Source organism: Pseudomonas sediminis (assembly GCF_002741105.1).
In the GTDB taxonomy this organism is placed as follows: domain Bacteria; phylum Pseudomonadota; class Gammaproteobacteria; order Pseudomonadales; family Pseudomonadaceae; genus Aquipseudomonas; species Aquipseudomonas sediminis.
The window spans coordinates 42900-57426 of sequence record NZ_NIQU01000003.1; the positions used below are offsets into that span (position 1 = coordinate 42900).

The 14527-nt window shown below is 61.8% G+C and carries 13 protein-coding genes; 5 read left to right on the forward strand and 8 right to left on the reverse strand.

The window, feature by feature from the left end:
• Positions 1-135 precede the first annotated feature (135 nt).
• From CDO35_RS08265 to acnB, 4 genes are all read right to left on the reverse strand, one after another.
• Positions 136-714, reverse strand: coding sequence for an ANTAR domain-containing response regulator (locus tag CDO35_RS08265; protein WP_036999951.1), 579 nt, complete (start codon positions 712-714; stop codon positions 136-138).
• A gap of 18 nt (positions 715-732) precedes the next feature.
• Entirely contained in the window at positions 733-1944 is a 1212-nt protein-coding gene (locus tag CDO35_RS08270) for a CmpA/NrtA family ABC transporter substrate-binding protein (RefSeq protein WP_099523718.1), read from the reverse strand.
• A gap of 189 nt (positions 1945-2133) precedes the next feature.
• Positions 2134-2343: a YgdI/YgdR family lipoprotein gene (locus CDO35_RS08275; protein ID WP_099523720.1), complete on the reverse strand. Its 210-nt coding sequence runs from the start codon at positions 2341-2343 to the stop codon at positions 2134-2136.
• Between the two features lie 148 nt (positions 2344-2491).
• Positions 2492-5101: a bifunctional aconitate hydratase 2/2-methylisocitrate dehydratase gene (gene acnB / locus CDO35_RS08280; RefSeq protein ID WP_099523723.1), complete on the reverse strand. Its 2610-nt coding sequence runs from the start codon at positions 5099-5101 to the stop codon at positions 2492-2494.
• A gap of 404 nt (positions 5102-5505) precedes the next feature.
• On the opposite strand from acnB, the gene CDO35_RS08285 reads away from it, so the two are divergent.
• Positions 5506-5982 carry a DUF1289 domain-containing protein gene (locus CDO35_RS08285; RefSeq protein WP_099523725.1) on the forward strand — a complete coding sequence of 159 codons (477 nt, stop codon included), beginning with the start codon at positions 5506-5508 and terminating at the stop codon, positions 5980-5982.
• Between the two features lie 62 nt (positions 5983-6044).
• Here the strand turns inward: CDO35_RS08285 and CDO35_RS08290 are convergent, their stop codons facing one another.
• Positions 6045-6908 (reverse strand): universal stress protein, encoded by an 864-nt coding sequence (locus CDO35_RS08290; protein ID WP_099523727.1) that lies wholly within the window; start codon positions 6906-6908, stop codon positions 6045-6047.
• 157 nt (positions 6909-7065) lie between these two features.
• Between CDO35_RS08290 and CDO35_RS08295 the strand changes: the two genes are divergently transcribed.
• Positions 7066-7746, forward strand: coding sequence for a MiaE family protein (locus tag CDO35_RS08295; protein ID WP_099523730.1), 681 nt, complete (start codon positions 7066-7068; stop codon positions 7744-7746).
• Between the two features lie 133 nt (positions 7747-7879).
• Here CDO35_RS08295 and lpxH read toward each other — a convergent pair whose 3' ends face one another.
• Together lpxH and CDO35_RS08305 are read right to left on the reverse strand one after the other, a co-directional pair.
• On the reverse strand, positions 7880-8614 hold the full coding sequence (lpxH, locus tag CDO35_RS08300) for a UDP-2,3-diacylglucosamine diphosphatase (protein ID WP_099523732.1): 735 nt from the start codon (positions 8612-8614) through the stop codon (positions 7880-7882).
• Between the two features lie 4 nt (positions 8615-8618).
• The gene (locus CDO35_RS08305) at positions 8619-9116 is read right to left on the reverse strand and encodes a peptidylprolyl isomerase (protein WP_099523734.1); all 498 of its coding nucleotides are present in this window, start codon (positions 9114-9116) and stop codon (positions 8619-8621) included.
• A gap of 160 nt (positions 9117-9276) precedes the next feature.
• Between CDO35_RS08305 and CDO35_RS08310 the strand changes: the two genes are divergently transcribed.
• Both CDO35_RS08310 and cysS read left to right on the forward strand, forming a co-directional pair.
• Positions 9277-10941: a glutamine--tRNA ligase/YqeY domain fusion protein gene (locus CDO35_RS08310; RefSeq protein WP_099523736.1), complete on the forward strand. Its 1665-nt coding sequence runs from the start codon at positions 9277-9279 to the stop codon at positions 10939-10941.
• Entirely contained in the window at positions 10942-12327 is a 1386-nt protein-coding gene (gene cysS, locus CDO35_RS08315) for a cysteine--tRNA ligase (RefSeq protein ID WP_099523738.1), read from the forward strand. It begins immediately after the preceding gene.
• A gap of 60 nt (positions 12328-12387) precedes the next feature.
• On the opposite strand, the gene CDO35_RS08320 is transcribed toward cysS, so the two are convergent.
• Positions 12388-13320, reverse strand: a complete 933-nt coding sequence (locus CDO35_RS08320) for a LysR family transcriptional regulator (protein ID WP_099523741.1) — start codon at positions 13318-13320, stop codon at positions 12388-12390.
• 120 nt (positions 13321-13440) lie between these two features.
• Between CDO35_RS08320 and CDO35_RS08325 the strand changes: the two genes are divergently transcribed.
• Positions 13441-14190: a 3-oxoacyl-ACP reductase family protein gene (locus tag CDO35_RS08325; protein WP_099523743.1), complete on the forward strand. Its 750-nt coding sequence runs from the start codon at positions 13441-13443 to the stop codon at positions 14188-14190.
• The last annotated feature ends 337 nt before the right edge of the window (positions 14191-14527 follow it).

Consider the following 14527-nt stretch of genomic DNA (forward strand, 5'->3'; position numbering starts at 1 on the left):
TCGGCTTGGGACTGTCTACCCTAGCCGAGCCCTGCAGAGCGCGGCATACACAGGCGCCAACGAAGGCGGCTGCAACAGTTGCCCGAGTGATACAGTCCGTACCGATACAGTGAACTGTTTCAGCGGTACAGTTGCTCAGCCGCCGAGCATGTCGTGCATCGCAATGATCTGCTCGGCCACCTGGATCAGTTTCTGCTGGCGGCTCATGGCCTGGCGCCGCATCAAAGTGTAGGCCTCTTCCTCGTTGCAGCTCTTCATCTTCATCAGCAGACCCTTGGCCAGCTCCACGCGCTTGCGTTCGGCCAACTGTGCGTCGCGCGCCTGCAACTGTGCGCGCAGTGCCTGATCGCTCTCGAAGCGGGCCATGGCCACGTCGAGGATCGGTTGCAGGCGCTGGGCGTGGATGCCCTCGACGATATAGGCACTGACGCCGCTCTGGATCGCCTGGCGCATCACGCCGGGGTCGTGCTCGTCGGTGAACATCACGATCGGCCGTGGCTGGTCGCGGCTGACCAGCACCACCTGCTCCATCACGTCGCGGCCGGGGGATTCGGTGTCGATCAGGATGACGTCGGGGCGCACCGCCTCGACCCGCTCAGGCAGGTCGATGGTCAGGCCGGATTCGTCGATCACCTCGAAACCCGCTTCGATCAGGGCACATTTCAGGCGGCCGACTTTCTTCGGGGTGTCGTTGATCAGAAGGATACGCAGCATCGGACGCTCTCCCGGCAATTACAGGGCGACAGCCGAGCTGTCGGCCAGGGCATGGAGGCGGAAGCTGCGCGCGTAGGCGGCCGGGTCGCTGCCGTCCCAACACGTGCCGTCCTGCAGGATGGAGCTACGCATTTCCCCCGGCACCGGTATGCCCAGCGTCGATGCGGCCTCGCGGTACAGGGCCAGTTGCTGGACCTGGCGGGCCACCTCCAGGTAGTCGGGATCGCTACGCAACAGGCCCCAGCGACGGAACTGGGTCATGAACCACATGGCGTCGGACAGATAGGGATGGTTGACCAGCCCGCCGGCATGAAAGCGCAGCGGATGCTCATCCTGCCAGGCATGGCCGAGGCCGTCCTGATAGTGGCCGAGAAAACGCGGGGTGATCGCCGAAACCGGTGCGTTGACGTATTCGCTACCGCTGAGTAGCAGGGCGGTGCTGCGTTTGTTTTCTTCGCTCTCATCGATGAAGCGTGCAGCGTCGAGCACCGCCATGATCAAGGCGCGGGCGGTATTGGGGTTCTGCTCGGCGAAGGCGCGGGTACAGCCCAGCACCTTTTCCGGGTGATCTGGCCAGATCGCCTGAATGGTGGTGACGGTGCAGCCGAGCTGTTCATCGACGGCCTTGGCGGTCCAGGGTTCGCCAACGCAGAAACCGTCGATGCGTTTGGCTTCCAGGTGTTCGACCATCTGTGGCGGCGGCACCACCACGCTGTCGACGTCGCGCAGTGGATGGATGCCCTGGCTGGCCAGCCAGTAGTAAAGCCACATTGCGTGGGTGCCGGTGGGAAAGGTCTGGGCGAAGGTCAGGCGTGCTTCATGCTGGTGCACGTATTGGCGCAGTGCTTCGCCGCTGGTCACGCCAGCGTCTTGCAGGGTGTGCGACAGGTTGATGCTCTGGCCGTTCTGGTTCAGCCCCATGAGCACGGCCATATCCGTGGCCGCGGCACCACCAAGGCCCAGCTGCACGCCATAGATCAGCCCATACAGGCTGTGGGCGGCGTCCAGCTCGCCGCTGAGCAGGCGGTCGCGCGAGCTGGCCCAGGACGTCTGACGTTGCAGTCTGAGGCTCAGCCCATACTTTTCGGCAAAGCCCTGAGTCGCGGCGACGATCACCGAGGCCGAATCGCTCAGCACCATGAAGCCGATGTTCAGCATGCTCTTCTCCGGGGCGTCGCTACCCCAGGCCCAGGCCAGGGCATCGTCGCGCGGGGTGTCGTGTTCGCTCATGCAGCTTCCTTAGCTTCACGCAAAAAACGTTGATTCATGGACGGCTGCCCATAAAAAAGCGTCGTACCAGATCCAGGCGCGAAAGCTCCGGGATTCGATACGACGCCGTTGTCGATCAAGCCGTTTCCGACGTTGGAAGGGCCTTTGCAGTGAGATGAAGCAAGGCATATGCCAGTGCCCGTTGAGGCCTCAGCGCTCGAGCATCTGCTTGACGCTGCTTTGCGGAATCTGCTGCTTGCGACCCTCGCTGTCAGTGAATTCGAGCATGCCAGTGTCCTTGTCCAGTTCCGGCTTGCCATCGCTGGTGAGCATCTGGCCATCGGTGGTGGTGATGATGTATTCGCTGGCGCAGCCGGCCAGTCCAAACAGGCACAGGGCGACGATGATCCATGGCTTCATGATGGGCTCCTGAATGGTTCTCGGGGGAACTCCCCATTTCAGAAGGTAGACGGTGGCGCATCGGCTGCAAGCCGGGGGCGGCAAAAGGCATTTGGCTTAGATATAAAAAAGCCCCGCACTAGGCGGGGCTCCTTTCACTGCGCTTTGATCAGGCCTGAACGACCGGGATCTTGGCGCTAGCTGCGGCTTCGCGGAACTCGGCGATCTGGTCGAAGCTGAGGTAGCGGTAAACATCGGCAGCCATGCTGTCGATGTTCTTCGCATACTCCATGTACTCCTCGACGGTCGGCAGCTTGCCCAGGATGGAAGCGACAGCGGCCAGCTCGGCAGAAGCCAGGTACACGTTGGCACCATCGCCCAGACGGTTCGGGAAGTTACGCGTCGAGGTCGATACCACGGTGGAGTTCGCCGCCACACGTGCCTGGTTACCCATGCACAGCGAGCAACCCGGCATTTCCATGCGGGCACCGGCCTTGCCGTAGATGCCGTAGTAGCCTTCTTCGGTCAGCTGGTGAGCGTCCATCTTGGTCGGCGGCGACAGCCACAGACGGGTCGGGATGGAACCCTTGACCTTGTCCAGCAGCTTGCCGGCCGCGCGGAAGTGGCCGATGTTGGTCATGCACGAACCGATGAACACTTCGTCGATCTTCTCGCCCTGAACGGTCGACAGCAGACGCGCGTCGTCCGGGTCGTTCGGCGCGCACAGCACAGGCTCCTTGACGTCGGCCAGGTCGATTTCGATGATTTCGGCGTATTCGGCGTCCTTGTCGGCGCTGAGCAGGACCGGGTTGGCCAGCCAGGCTTCCATCGCTTGGGCGCGACGCTCCATGGTGCGTGCATCGCCGTAGCCTTCGCTGATCATCCAGCGCAGCAGGGTGATGTTCGACTTCAGGTACTCGGCAATGGCTTTTTCCGGCAGCTTGATGGTGCAACCTGCAGCGGAGCGCTCGGCAGAGGCGTCGGACAGTTCGAACGCTTGCTCGACGGTCAGTTCGTCCAGGCCTTCGATTTCCAGGATGCGGCCGGAGAAGGCGTTGATCTTGCCTTTCTTCTCGACGGTCAGCAGGCCCTTCTGGATGGCGTAGTAAGGGATGGCGTGTACCAGGTCACGCAGGGTGATGCCCGGTTGCAGCTTGCCCTTGAAGCGCACCAGCACCGACTCCGGCATATCCAGCGGCATGACGCCAGTGGCAGCGGCGAAGGCGACCAGGCCGGAACCGGCCGGGAAGGAGATGCCGATCGGGAAGCGGGTGTGCGAGTCACCACCGGTACCGACAGTGTCCGGCAGCAACATGCGGTTCAGCCAGCTGTGGATGATGCCGTCGCCCGGACGCAGGGACACGCCGCCACGGGTGCGGATGAAATCCGGCAGGGTGTGGTGGGTAGTGACGTCGATCGGCTTCGGATAGGCCGCAGTGTGGCAGAAGGACTGCATCACCAGATCAGCGGAGAAGCCCAGGCACGCCAGGTCTTTCAGCTCGTCGCGGGTCATCGGGCCAGTGGTGTCCTGGGAGCCGACGGTGGTCATTTTCGGTTCGCAATAGGTGCCCGGACGGACGCCTTTGCCTTCCGGCAGACCGCAGGCCTTGCCGACCATTTTCTGAGCCAGGGTGTAGCCCTTGCCAGTGTCGACCGGTGCTTCCGGCAGTTTGAACAGGTCGGTTGGGCCCAGGCCCAGCTCGGCGCGCGCTTTCTCGGTCAGGCCGCGGCCGACGATCAGCGGTATACGGCCGCCAGCGCGAACTTCGTCGAGCAGTACCGGGGTCTTCAGTTCGAAGGTGGTGATGACTTCGTCGGTACCGTGCTTGCAGACTTTGCCAGCGTGCGGGTACAGGTCGATCACGTCGCCCATGTTGATGTTCGACACATCGAATTCGATCGGCAGGGCGCCGGCGTCTTCCATGGTGTTGTAGAAGATCGGAGCAATCTTGGAGCCGAAGCAGAAGCCGCCGCCGCGCTTGTTCGGCACGTACGGGATGTCGTCGCCGAAGAACCACAGCACCGAGTTGGTGGCGGACTTACGCGAGGAACCGGTACCGACCACGTCACCGACGTAGGCGATCGGGAAGCCTTCGCCACGCATTTGCTCGATCTGCTTCATCGGGCCAATGGAGCCTTGCACGTCCGGCACGATGCCATCGCGGGCCATTTTCAGCATGGCTAGGGCGTGCAGCGGGATGTCAGGGCGCGACCAGGCGTCCGGGGCAGGGGACAGGTCGTCGGTGTTGGTTTCGCCAGTGACCTTGAACACGCGCAGGCTGATCTTGTCGGCCAGGGTCGGGCGTTTCTTGAACCACTCGCCATCAGCCCAGGACTGCAGCACGGCTTTCGCGTTAGCGTTGCCGGCTTTGGCTTTTTCAGCCACGTCGTGGAAGGCGTCGAACATCAGCAGGGTGTGCTTGAGCTGTTCTGCGGCAACGGCGGCCAGTTCGGCGTCGTCCAGCAACTCGACCATAGTGGCGATGTTGTAGCCGCCCTGCATGGTGCCCAGCAGCTCGACAGCGCGTTGCTTGCTGATCAGCGGGGAAGTGGTTTCGCCCTTGGCGATGGCAGAGAGGAAACCAGCCTTGACGTAGGCGGCTTCATCGACGCCTGGCGGTACGCGGTTGGTGATCAGGTCTACGAGGAATTCTTCTTCGCCAGCCGGCGGGTTTTTCAGCAGCTCGACCAGGCCTGCGGTTTGTTCGGCGTTCAGCGGCTGGGGCACGATACCCTGAGCGGCACGCTCTGCTACGTGTTTGCGATAGGCTTCAAGCACAGTTATTACCCTCATCAGTGGTCCCAAAGGGTTGTCCGGGACGCGATCCAGATACCCATGAACCAGGCGCTTTTCGACTTTATGAGCCGAGCAGCCGAGGTTTCATGAGTCTCTTGTAGAAGCTGCTTTCAAAGTTTTACGCCGGCAGGACGGTTTCTGATGAGGGCTGACGCAGACGCTCGGGGGGACTCCAAGTGGCTGCGCCGCCATCGTACCTGCAGGATCGACTGTGCTCGTGACGCTTTGAAAACAGCTTCCAACGGACATTGGCGCCATAAAAGGCGGGCCGATTCTAATGGAAAGCGCGAATAAAGTTAAGTCGATGTCCCCGTATCGGCAGGGGTGATCTGGATTAGACAAAGGGCTAAGATGCCAGGCCGTTTTGCTGTTTATGTTGTTTCGCCATGTCCAATCAGCGCATCAAGACGCCCTGCGTGGGGCTGTGCTCAACCGTTTACGGCGATGTCGTGTGCCGCGGTTGCAAGCGCTTCCATCATGAGGTGATCAACTGGAACAGCTACAACGACGACGAGAAGCGCGCCGTCTGGACGCGTCTGGAAGTGCTGCTGGTGCAGGTGATGGCGGGCAAGGTCGAGGTATTCGATGAGCAGCGTCTACGTAGTCAGCTGGAACAGCGGCAGATTCGTTTCGTGCCGCAACAGTCGCCTTACTGCTGGGCCTATCAGCTGATCGCGCGTGGCGCGCGGATGATCAATCAGCTGGAGGCATACGGCATGGTCGTACTGCCTGAATTCCGCAATTGGGCGCTGCCCGAATTGCGTGACGCCATCGACCGCGAATTCTTCCTGCTCTCTGAAGCACACTACGAGCGCTACATCGCGCCCAAGTTTCTGCGAGAAGGCCTGGAAGTGCGGGTCTAGCCGCAGGCCAGTTGTTGAAATGCCGCTCTGTCCAGAGCGGCATTTTCATTTGTGCAGGTGCTTCAGCGCTGCGCCACCAACTCTTCGAGGTGGGCGATGATTTCGTCCGGCTTGAGCACTAGCACGTCACTTTCCAGCGTGTCGAGTATGGCTTCGGCGGTGTTGCCGATCAGGGCACCGGATAGCCCGGTGCGCGCCACCGTGCCGATCACCGTGACAGCCGCATCGAGCTGGTGGGCAACTTGCGGAATTACCACGTCGGCTGGGCCTTCAAGCACATGCAGGCGCTCGTCGCTGATGTCGTATTCGGCCTGGAAACTGCGGCATTGCTCGCGGTAGCGGGCCTCGATGGTTTCCTTTAGCTGAAAGGTCGGATCGGCAGCTGACAGCATCGGGGTCGGATGCGCGGTGGTCACGTGCAGCGTGCCCTTGGCCAGGCCGGCGATATCGTAACCATGGCTGATGATGCCGGCATGCAGGGTGCGGTGCTCGCCATCGGCGTTACCGACGTCCACGGCAGCGAGGATGTTCCCACCGGTCCAGGGGCGCTCGGTCTTGACCATCAGCACCGGGCCTGGGCAATAGCGCAGCAACTTCCAGTCTTCCGGGGTGAGCAGGGCCTTTTTCAGTGGGTTGTCCGGCAGATGTTGCTTGATCACCAATCCACAGCCTTCAGCCTGCTGCACGGCGATGATGGTCTGGTGCGGGTTGTCATGCCAGGACTGCTGGGTGGAAACGCTGAAACCTTCTTCGCCGAGACTGCTGCTGAGATCGCCAAGCCAGTCGTTGTGGTCGCCTTTCTTGTCGCACACCAGCAGGTGCAGGTGCGACTGGGTGACTCCCGCTATCAGTTTTGCCCGTTTCAGCGCGAGGCCTTCGGGGTGCTGGGGCTCCATCACCACCAGAATGCTACGGATCGCTTGCATGGTCGTCTCCCTGAGAGTGAATAGCGCTTATCCAACTATAGGTGCGTCATTACCAGCCGCTTCTTGACCTGTATCAACGGCGTGCTGGTCGTCCGGTCTGCCACTCGTATAATGGCCCGCCATTTCCAACCTCGCCAGCACCGAGAGCGCTTCAAATATGATGTCAAATACCCAGCATGTTCCGAGTAATGGTGAGGAACCTGTCACGATCCTGCAGGAAATTCTCGAGTTTCTCGGTGGTGTCGCCACCCCCGACGCCTGGCTGGACGAGGCCTTGCGCCAGCAGGAGATCCTTCTGCTCGACCACCGCAACCTGGAATACAAGGCCGCACAGACGGCACTGAGCCTGATGGGGCGCTACCTGACCAAGACCGAATTGACCGCGAGAATGTCGCGTTTGGCTCGTGAGGAACTGGTGCACTTCGAGCAGGTGAGCAAGATCATTCGTGGGCGTGGTATCGAGGTTCGCCATGTGTCCGCCTCGCGCTACGCCGCGGGGCTGCGTGCACTGTTGCGCGGTGGCGAAGTGGAGCGGTTGGTGGATGTGCTGGTGGTCGGCGCATTCATCGAGGCGCGCTCCTGCGAGCGCTTCGCCGCGCTGGTACCGCGTCTGGATGCCGAGCTGGCCAAGTTCTACGCCGGATTGCTGGAGAGCGAAGGGCGTCACTACCGTGGGTATCTCAAGCTCGCCTACCTGTATGGCGATGCGGCCGATGTGGACGCGCGTATCGAGGTGGTGCGGGCGGTGGAGCGGGAACTGATCACCAAGCCGGATGAGCAGTTCCGTTTCCATAGCGGTGTGCCTGCAGAAAGCAGCCGTGAAGCAGTTTTCCAATAATTGTAGGAGCGGCTTCAGCCGCGAAAACGGTGATAGTGGTCTTCGCGGCTGAAACGCAATACCGTCCAGCTGCTCCTACAAGGTCAGGTCGAGTCGAACAGGGTGGGGCTTTCGTAGCCCGGATTTCATCCGGCTACTGTGAGAGTGGCGTCAACTCGAACGGCGCCTGATTGAAGCCCTGGTCATCGACCTGCAATGCCCAGCCCTGACTATCCCAGTCCCCCAGCACGATGCGCCGTGCCGGTTGGCCGTTCACCTCCAGCTCATGTACCGCCGGCCTATGGGTATGGCCATGGATCAGCGTGCGTACGCCGTACTCGTCCATCACCTTGACCACTTCCTGCGGCGTGACATCGACGATATCGCTGGCCTTCATCCGTGTCTGCGCGCGGCTTTCGTTGCGCAGTTTGCGCGCCAGCTTCTGTCGGGTGCTGAGCGGCAGGTTGCGCAGAATCAGCAGTGACAGCGGGTTGCGCAGCCAGCGGCGCAGTTTCATGTAGCCGACATCGAGGGTGCATAGGCTGTCGCCATGCATCAGCAGCACGGGCTCGCCGCCTATCTGCACTTTGTGCGGGTCGCTCAGCAGGGTGCAGCCCGCCTCGCGGCAGAACGCCTTGCCGATAAGGAAGTCGCGATTGCCATGCATCAGGTAGATGCGCGTGCCGGCATCACTCAGCTCGCGCAGGGCGCGGGCGATCTCGTGTTGAAAGGGCGTCATGCCGTCGTCGCCGATCCAGACTTCGAAGAAGTCGCCGAGGATGTACAGCGCCTCGGCCTGGCGTGCGCGGGTGACGAGAAAATGCAGAAACGCCCGGGTGATATCCGGGCGTTTCTCTTCGAGGTGCAGATCGGAGATCAGCAGAATCATCGATTCACTCGGCTACGACTTCGGCCTTCTCGATGATCACGTCGTCCACCGGTACGTCCTGGTGGCCGGATTTCATGGTGGTGGCGACGCCCTTGATCTTCTCGACCACGTCCATGCCTTCGACCACTTCACCGAATACGGCGTAGCCCCAGCCCTGAACGGTCGGCGCGCTGTGGTTGAGGAAGGCGTTGTCGGCGACGTTGATGAAGAACTGCGCGCTGGCCGAATGCGGCTCCATGGTGCGGGCCATGGCGATGGTGCCGACCTTGTTGGCGACGCCGTTGTTGGCTTCGTTCTTGATCGGTGCGCGGGTCGGTTTCTGTTTCATGCCTGGCTCGAAACCGCCGCCCTGGATCATGAAATTGCCGATTACGCGGTGGAAAACGGTGCCGTCGTAATGACCTTCCTTCACGTATTGCTCGAAGTTGGCCACGGTTTCCGGGGCCTTGTCGGCGAACAGGTTCAGGGTGATGACGCCGTGGTTGGTGTGCAGTTTGATCATGATCGTATCCGTGAAGAGACAGGTTCGAGCCGATGGCTCGGGGGTGAACAGCGCTTGTCAGGGTGGTATGCACCCTGTCAGGGGCTTGACAGGTTGGTTATGATACGGACTTTGCCCGAAGCGGCCTACCCTGTGCCGCGCCAGTATTGTTAAGGACACCATGAGCAAGCCTACCGTCGAAAAAGCTGCCAACTTCCTGCGCCCCATCGTCCAGGCCGATCTGGACAGCGGCAAGCACGCCAAGATCGTGACCCGCTTCCCGCCGGAGCCCAACGGCTACCTGCACATCGGTCATGCCAAGAGCATCTGCCTGAACTTCGGCCTGGCCGATGAGTTCGGCGGTCAGTGCAACCTGCGTTTCGACGACACCAACCCGGCCAAGGAAGACCAGGAATACATCGACGCGATCAAGGCCGATGTCGAGTGGCTGGGCTTCAAGTGGGCCGGCGAGGAGCGCTACGCCTCCAACTATTTCGACCAACTGCATGCCTGGGCCGTCGAGCTGATCAAGGCGGGCAAGGCCTTCGTCTGCGACCTGAACGCCGAGGAAATGCGCGAGTACCGCGGCAACCTGACCGAGCCGGGCAAGAACAGCCCGTTCCGCGAGCGCAGCGTCGAGGAAAACCTCGATCTGTTCGCCCGCATGAAGGCCGGTGAGTTCCCCGACGGCGCCCGTTCGCTGCGTGCCAAGATCGACATGGCCTCGCCGAACATCAACCTGCGTGACCCGATCCTCTACCGCATCCGCCATGCCCACCACCACCAGACTGGTGACAAGTGGTGCATCTACCCGAGCTACGACTTCACCCACGGCCAGTCGGACGCCATCGAGGGCATCACTCACTCCATCTGCACCCTGGAGTTTGAGGACCATCGTCCGCTGTACGAGTGGTTCCTGACCAACCTGTCGGTACCGGCGCAGCCGCGTCAGTACGAGTTCGCCCGGCTGAACCTGAACTACACCATCACCAGCAAGCGCAAACTCAAGCAACTGGTGGACGAAAAGCACGTCAACGGTTGGGACGACCCGCGCATGTCGACGCTGTCCGGCTACCGTCGCCGTGGCTATACCCCGGCTTCGATCCGCGCCTTCTGCGACATGATCGGCGTCAACCGCGCCGGTGGTCTGGTGGACATCGGCATGCTCGAGTTCGCCATTCGTGACGACCTGGACGCCAACGCCGCGCGTGCCATGTGTGTGCTCAAACCTCTGAAGGTGGTGATCACCAACTACCCGCAAGGCCAGGTCGAGAACCTGGAGCTGGCGCGCCATCCCAAGCAAGACATCGGCACTCGCGTGCTGCCGTTCTCCCGCGAGATCTACATCGACGCCAGCGATTTCGAAGAAACCCCGCCGGACGGCTTCAAGCGCCTGATCCCGGGTGGTGAAGTGCGCCTGCGTGGCAGCTACGTGATTCGTGCCGACGAGGCTGTCAAAGACGCTGCCGGCAATATCGTCGAGCTGCGTTGCTCTTACGACGAGAACACCCTGGGCAAGAACCCGGAAGGCCGCAAAGTCAAGGGCGTGATCCACTGGGTGCCGGCCGCCGAGAGCGTCGAGTGCGAAGTGCGCCTGTACGATCGTCTGTTCCGCTCGGCCAACCCCGAGAAAGCGGAAGAGGGCGGTAGCTTCCTCGACAACATCAACCCGGATTCGCTGGTGGTGCTCACCGGTTGCCGCGCCGAGCCGTCGCTGGCCAAGGCAGCAGCTGAGGATCGCTTCCAGTTCGAGCGCGAAGGCTACTTCTGCCTGGACAAGGACTCGACTGCCGATGCGTTGGTGTTCAACCGTACCGTCACCCTGCGCGATTCCTGGGGTCAGTAAATGGCACTTTCCATCTACAACACCCTGAGCAAGGTCAAAGAACCGTTCAAGCCTTTGGAAGGCAACAGCGTGCGCATGTACGTCTGCGGCATGACCGTCTACGACTTCTGCCACATCGGCCACGCCCGCGTGATGGTCGCCTTCGACGTGGTCACCCGCTGGCTGCGTCAGCGCGGCTACGACGTGACCTACGTGCGTAACATCACCGACATCGACGACAAGATCATCAAGCGCGCCAACGAGAACGGCGAGTCGTTCGAGGCGCTGGTCGAGCGCATGATCGCGGCGATGCACGAGGACGAAGGTCGTCTGAACGTACTGCGCCCGGACATCGAACCGCGCGCTACCGGCCATATCACCGGCATGCACCAGATGATCCAGACCCTGATCGACAAGGGCTTTGCCTACGCGCCGGGTAATGGCGACGTGTACTACCGCGTCGGCAAGTTCGTTGGTTACGGCAAGCTGTCGCGCAAGAAGATCGAAGACCTGAAGATCGGTGCGCGCATCGAGGTCGACGAGGCCAAGGAAGACCCGCTGGACTTCGTCCTGTGGAAGGGTGTCAAGCCGGGCGAGCCGAGCTGGGAGTCGCCTTGGGGCGCAGGCCGTCCGGGCTGGCATATCGAGTGCTCGGTGATGTCCACCTGCTGCCTGGGCGAGACCTTCGACATTCATGGCGGCGGTCCGGATCTGGTGTTCCCGCACCACGAGAACGAGATCGCGCAGAGCGAGGCAGCCACCGGCAAGCAATACGCCAACGCCTGGATGCACGCTGGCGCGGTGCGCGTGGATGGCGAGAAGATGTCCAAGAGCCTGGGCAACTTCTTCACCATCCGCGAGGTGCTGGAGAAGTATCACCCGGAAGTGGTGCGCTACCTGCTGGTGTCCAGCCACTACCGCAGCCCGATCAATTACTCGGAAGAGAGTCTCAAGGAAGCTAAGGGCGCTCTGGAGCGCTTCTACAACGGCCTCAAAGGCCTGCCGGAAGCTACGCCTGCTGGTGGCGAAGCCTTCGTCGAGCGTTTCGGCGCCGCGATGGACGACGATTTCAACTCGCCAGAAGCCTGCGCGGTGCTGTTCGAGATGATTCGTGAGGTCAACCGCCTGCGTGAATCCGACGTGCAGGCTGCTGCTGACCTGGCCGCCCAGCTCAAGCAACTGGCCAGCGTGCTTGGCGTGCTGCAGCTCGAACCCGATGCATTCCTCCAGGCCGGAGCTGCTGGCAAGGTCGATGCCGCCGAAGTCGAGGCGCTGATCGCCGCGCGCCTGAAGGCTCGCGCGGACAAGAACTGGGCGGAAAGCGACCGTATCCGTGACCAGCTCACCGCCATGGGCGTGGTGCTGGAAGACGGTAAGGGTGGTACCACCTGGCGCCTGGCCGAGTAAGTACTGCGCTGAACGACAAAGGCCGCTATCCAGCGGCCTTTGTCGTTTCTGGGACAAGCGTTAGCGTGGTTGGCGAGCGTCGAAACGCTCCGCCCAGCGGTGCTCGCGAAATCGCTCGACGATGAAGTCGATGAATACTCGCGTCTTGGCCGGCAGCAGCTTCTGCGCGCTGAAGTACAGGCTCAGGCTGCCGGTGTCGACGTACCAGTCCGGTAATACCCGCTGCAGGCTGCCGCGTTGCAGATAGGGCAGCGCGTGGACGGTGCTGACCAGGGTGATGCCAAGGCCTTGTAGGGCGGCATGGCAAGCTGCCTCGGGATCATTCATGGTCATGCGCTGCTGCAGTTCGAGGGTGGCTTGCTGATCATCACGAGTGCGTAGCGGCCAGCTGCGCACGCGGCCCGTCTGCGGCGAGCGAATCAGAATGCCGTCATGCTGCGTCAGATCTTCCGGTCGTGCGATGGGAGCGTGTCTGGCCAGGTAGGCCGGTGCCGCCAGCAGCACTCGGTGGGCAGGCGCCAGTTGCCGGGCAATCGCGCCGGGAGGCAATTCGAAGCCGCCGCCGATGGCCGCGTCGAAACCCTCACCGATGAGATCGACGGCACGGTTGTCGAAGTGCCAGTCCGGGCTGATCGCCGGATAGCGCGTGAGGAAATCGGCCAGGTGCGGCAGGATGTAGTCGCGGCCGAAGGCCACGCCCATGCTCACCTTCAACGTACCCGCAGGTTGCCCCTGGCTGCTCGCCAGGTTCGCCACAGCGCCCTGAATGCTCGCCAGACCGCCTGACACCTCTGCAAGAAAACGCTCGCCGGATTCGGTCAGCGTCAGCCGGCGTGTGCTGCGCAGGAACAGGCGCACGCCGAGGTTGGACTCCAGGCGGGCAACGTTCTTGCCAACGGCGGCCGGAGTCAAACCCAGGCGCCGCGCGGCTTCGGCGAAGCTGCCTGCCTCTGCGGTGCGGACGAAGCACTCGATGCTGCTGAGGGTTTCCATGGTCGCTTCATAAACCTTTGGTATCGACTGAATGTCGTGATTGCTAGCTTATCGGTTTTGAATCTCGGGTGAATACTGGGGGCGTGTTCCATTCAACCCCTCAGTTTTAGGAGATTTCCCATGAGCACTCAGAAAACCCTCGAAAACAAGGTCGCCTTCATCCAGGGCGGCTCCCGCGGCATCGGTGCCGCCATTGCCCAGCGCCTGGCAAAAGAAGGTGCTGCCGTTGCGCTGACCTATGTTTCATCGGCGGCAGGTGCCCTCGATGTGGTGCGTGAGATCGAAGCCGCTGGCGGCCGCGCCATCGCGATTCAGGCCGATAGCCGTGACGAGCAGGCCATTCGCGGCGCCATCCGCCATGCGGTGGATGCCTTCGGTCGTCTCGATATCCTGGTGAACAATGCCGGTGTGCTGGCGGTGGCGCCGATCGATGAATTCAGCATCGAGGATCTGGATCGTATCCTGGACGTCAACGTGCGCAGCGTGGTGATCGCTAGCCAGGAGGCTGCGAGGCTGATGGGCGAGGGTGGTCGCATCATCACCATCGGCAGCACCAACGCCGAGCGCATGCCATTCGCCGGTGGTTCGGTCTATGCGCTGAGTAAGGCCGCAGTGGCTGGTTTCACCAAGGGCCTGGCGCGTGACCTGGGGCCGCGCGGCATCACCGTCAACAATGTGCAGCCCGGCCCGGTTGATACCGACATGAACCCGGATCAGGGTGATTTTGCCGAGTCGCTGAAGCAGACCATGGCCCTGCCGCGTTATGGCAAGGCCGAAGAAATCGCCAGCTTCGTCGCCTATCTGGCCGGCCCCGAGGCGGCCTACATCACTGGGGCGAACCTGACCATCGACGGCGGCTTCTCGGCCTGAGCAGGCAGGTAGGGTGGTGCCACCTGCTGTCTGGTCGAGTAAGCCTCACACTTAACGACAAAGGCCGCGCTTCCGAGTGGCCTTTGTCGTTTCGGTTTCTTCTGCGTTGCGAGTGAGTTGGCGAGTCTGTAATGGGCGTTTCAGATGACGGAGGCAGAATTTCGCAAGTGTGGTGGTCAGATTTTCGATTTTTTTTGCCGATGCGACAGTCAGTTACGCCAGTTCGACAGCTCGTCCGCCAACTGTGCTGCTGATGGACGCTTTTCGTTAGTATGCGCGCCTTATCGTGTCCGTGGCGCCACAAGCGCCTGGCGATGCCTGCAGTGGTTCGAGCCAA

Coding starts and splice junctions, on each gene's coding strand:
- CDO35_RS08310 (WP_099523736.1), top strand. CDS start 9,277: ATGAGCAAGCCTACCGTCGAAAAAGCTGCCAACTTCCTGCGCCCCATC.
- CDO35_RS08290 (WP_099523727.1), bottom strand. CDS start 6,908: ATGCAAGCGATCCGTAGCATTCTGGTGGTGATGGAGCCCCAGCACCCC.
- CDO35_RS08325 (WP_099523743.1), top strand. CDS start 13,441: ATGAGCACTCAGAAAACCCTCGAAAACAAGGTCGCCTTCATCCAGGGC.
- CDO35_RS08275 (WP_099523720.1), bottom strand. CDS start 2,343: ATGAAGCCATGGATCATCGTCGCCCTGTGCCTGTTTGGACTGGCCGGC.
- CDO35_RS08265 (WP_036999951.1), bottom strand. CDS start 714: ATGCTGCGTATCCTTCTGATCAACGACACCCCGAAGAAAGTCGGCCGC.
- CDO35_RS08320 (WP_099523741.1), bottom strand. CDS start 13,320: ATGGAAACCCTCAGCAGCATCGAGTGCTTCGTCCGCACCGCAGAGGCA.
- CDO35_RS08295 (WP_099523730.1), top strand. CDS start 7,066: ATGATGTCAAATACCCAGCATGTTCCGAGTAATGGTGAGGAACCTGTC.
- CDO35_RS08305 (WP_099523734.1), bottom strand. CDS start 9,116: ATGATCAAACTGCACACCAACCACGGCGTCATCACCCTGAACCTGTTC.
- CDO35_RS08270 (WP_099523718.1), bottom strand. CDS start 1,944: ATGAGCGAACACGACACCCCGCGCGACGATGCCCTGGCCTGGGCCTGG.
- lpxH (WP_099523732.1), bottom strand. CDS start 8,614: ATGATTCTGCTGATCTCCGATCTGCACCTCGAAGAGAAACGCCCGGAT.
- cysS (WP_099523738.1), top strand. CDS start 10,942: ATGGCACTTTCCATCTACAACACCCTGAGCAAGGTCAAAGAACCGTTC.
- CDO35_RS08285 (WP_099523725.1), top strand. CDS start 5,506: ATGTCCAATCAGCGCATCAAGACGCCCTGCGTGGGGCTGTGCTCAACC.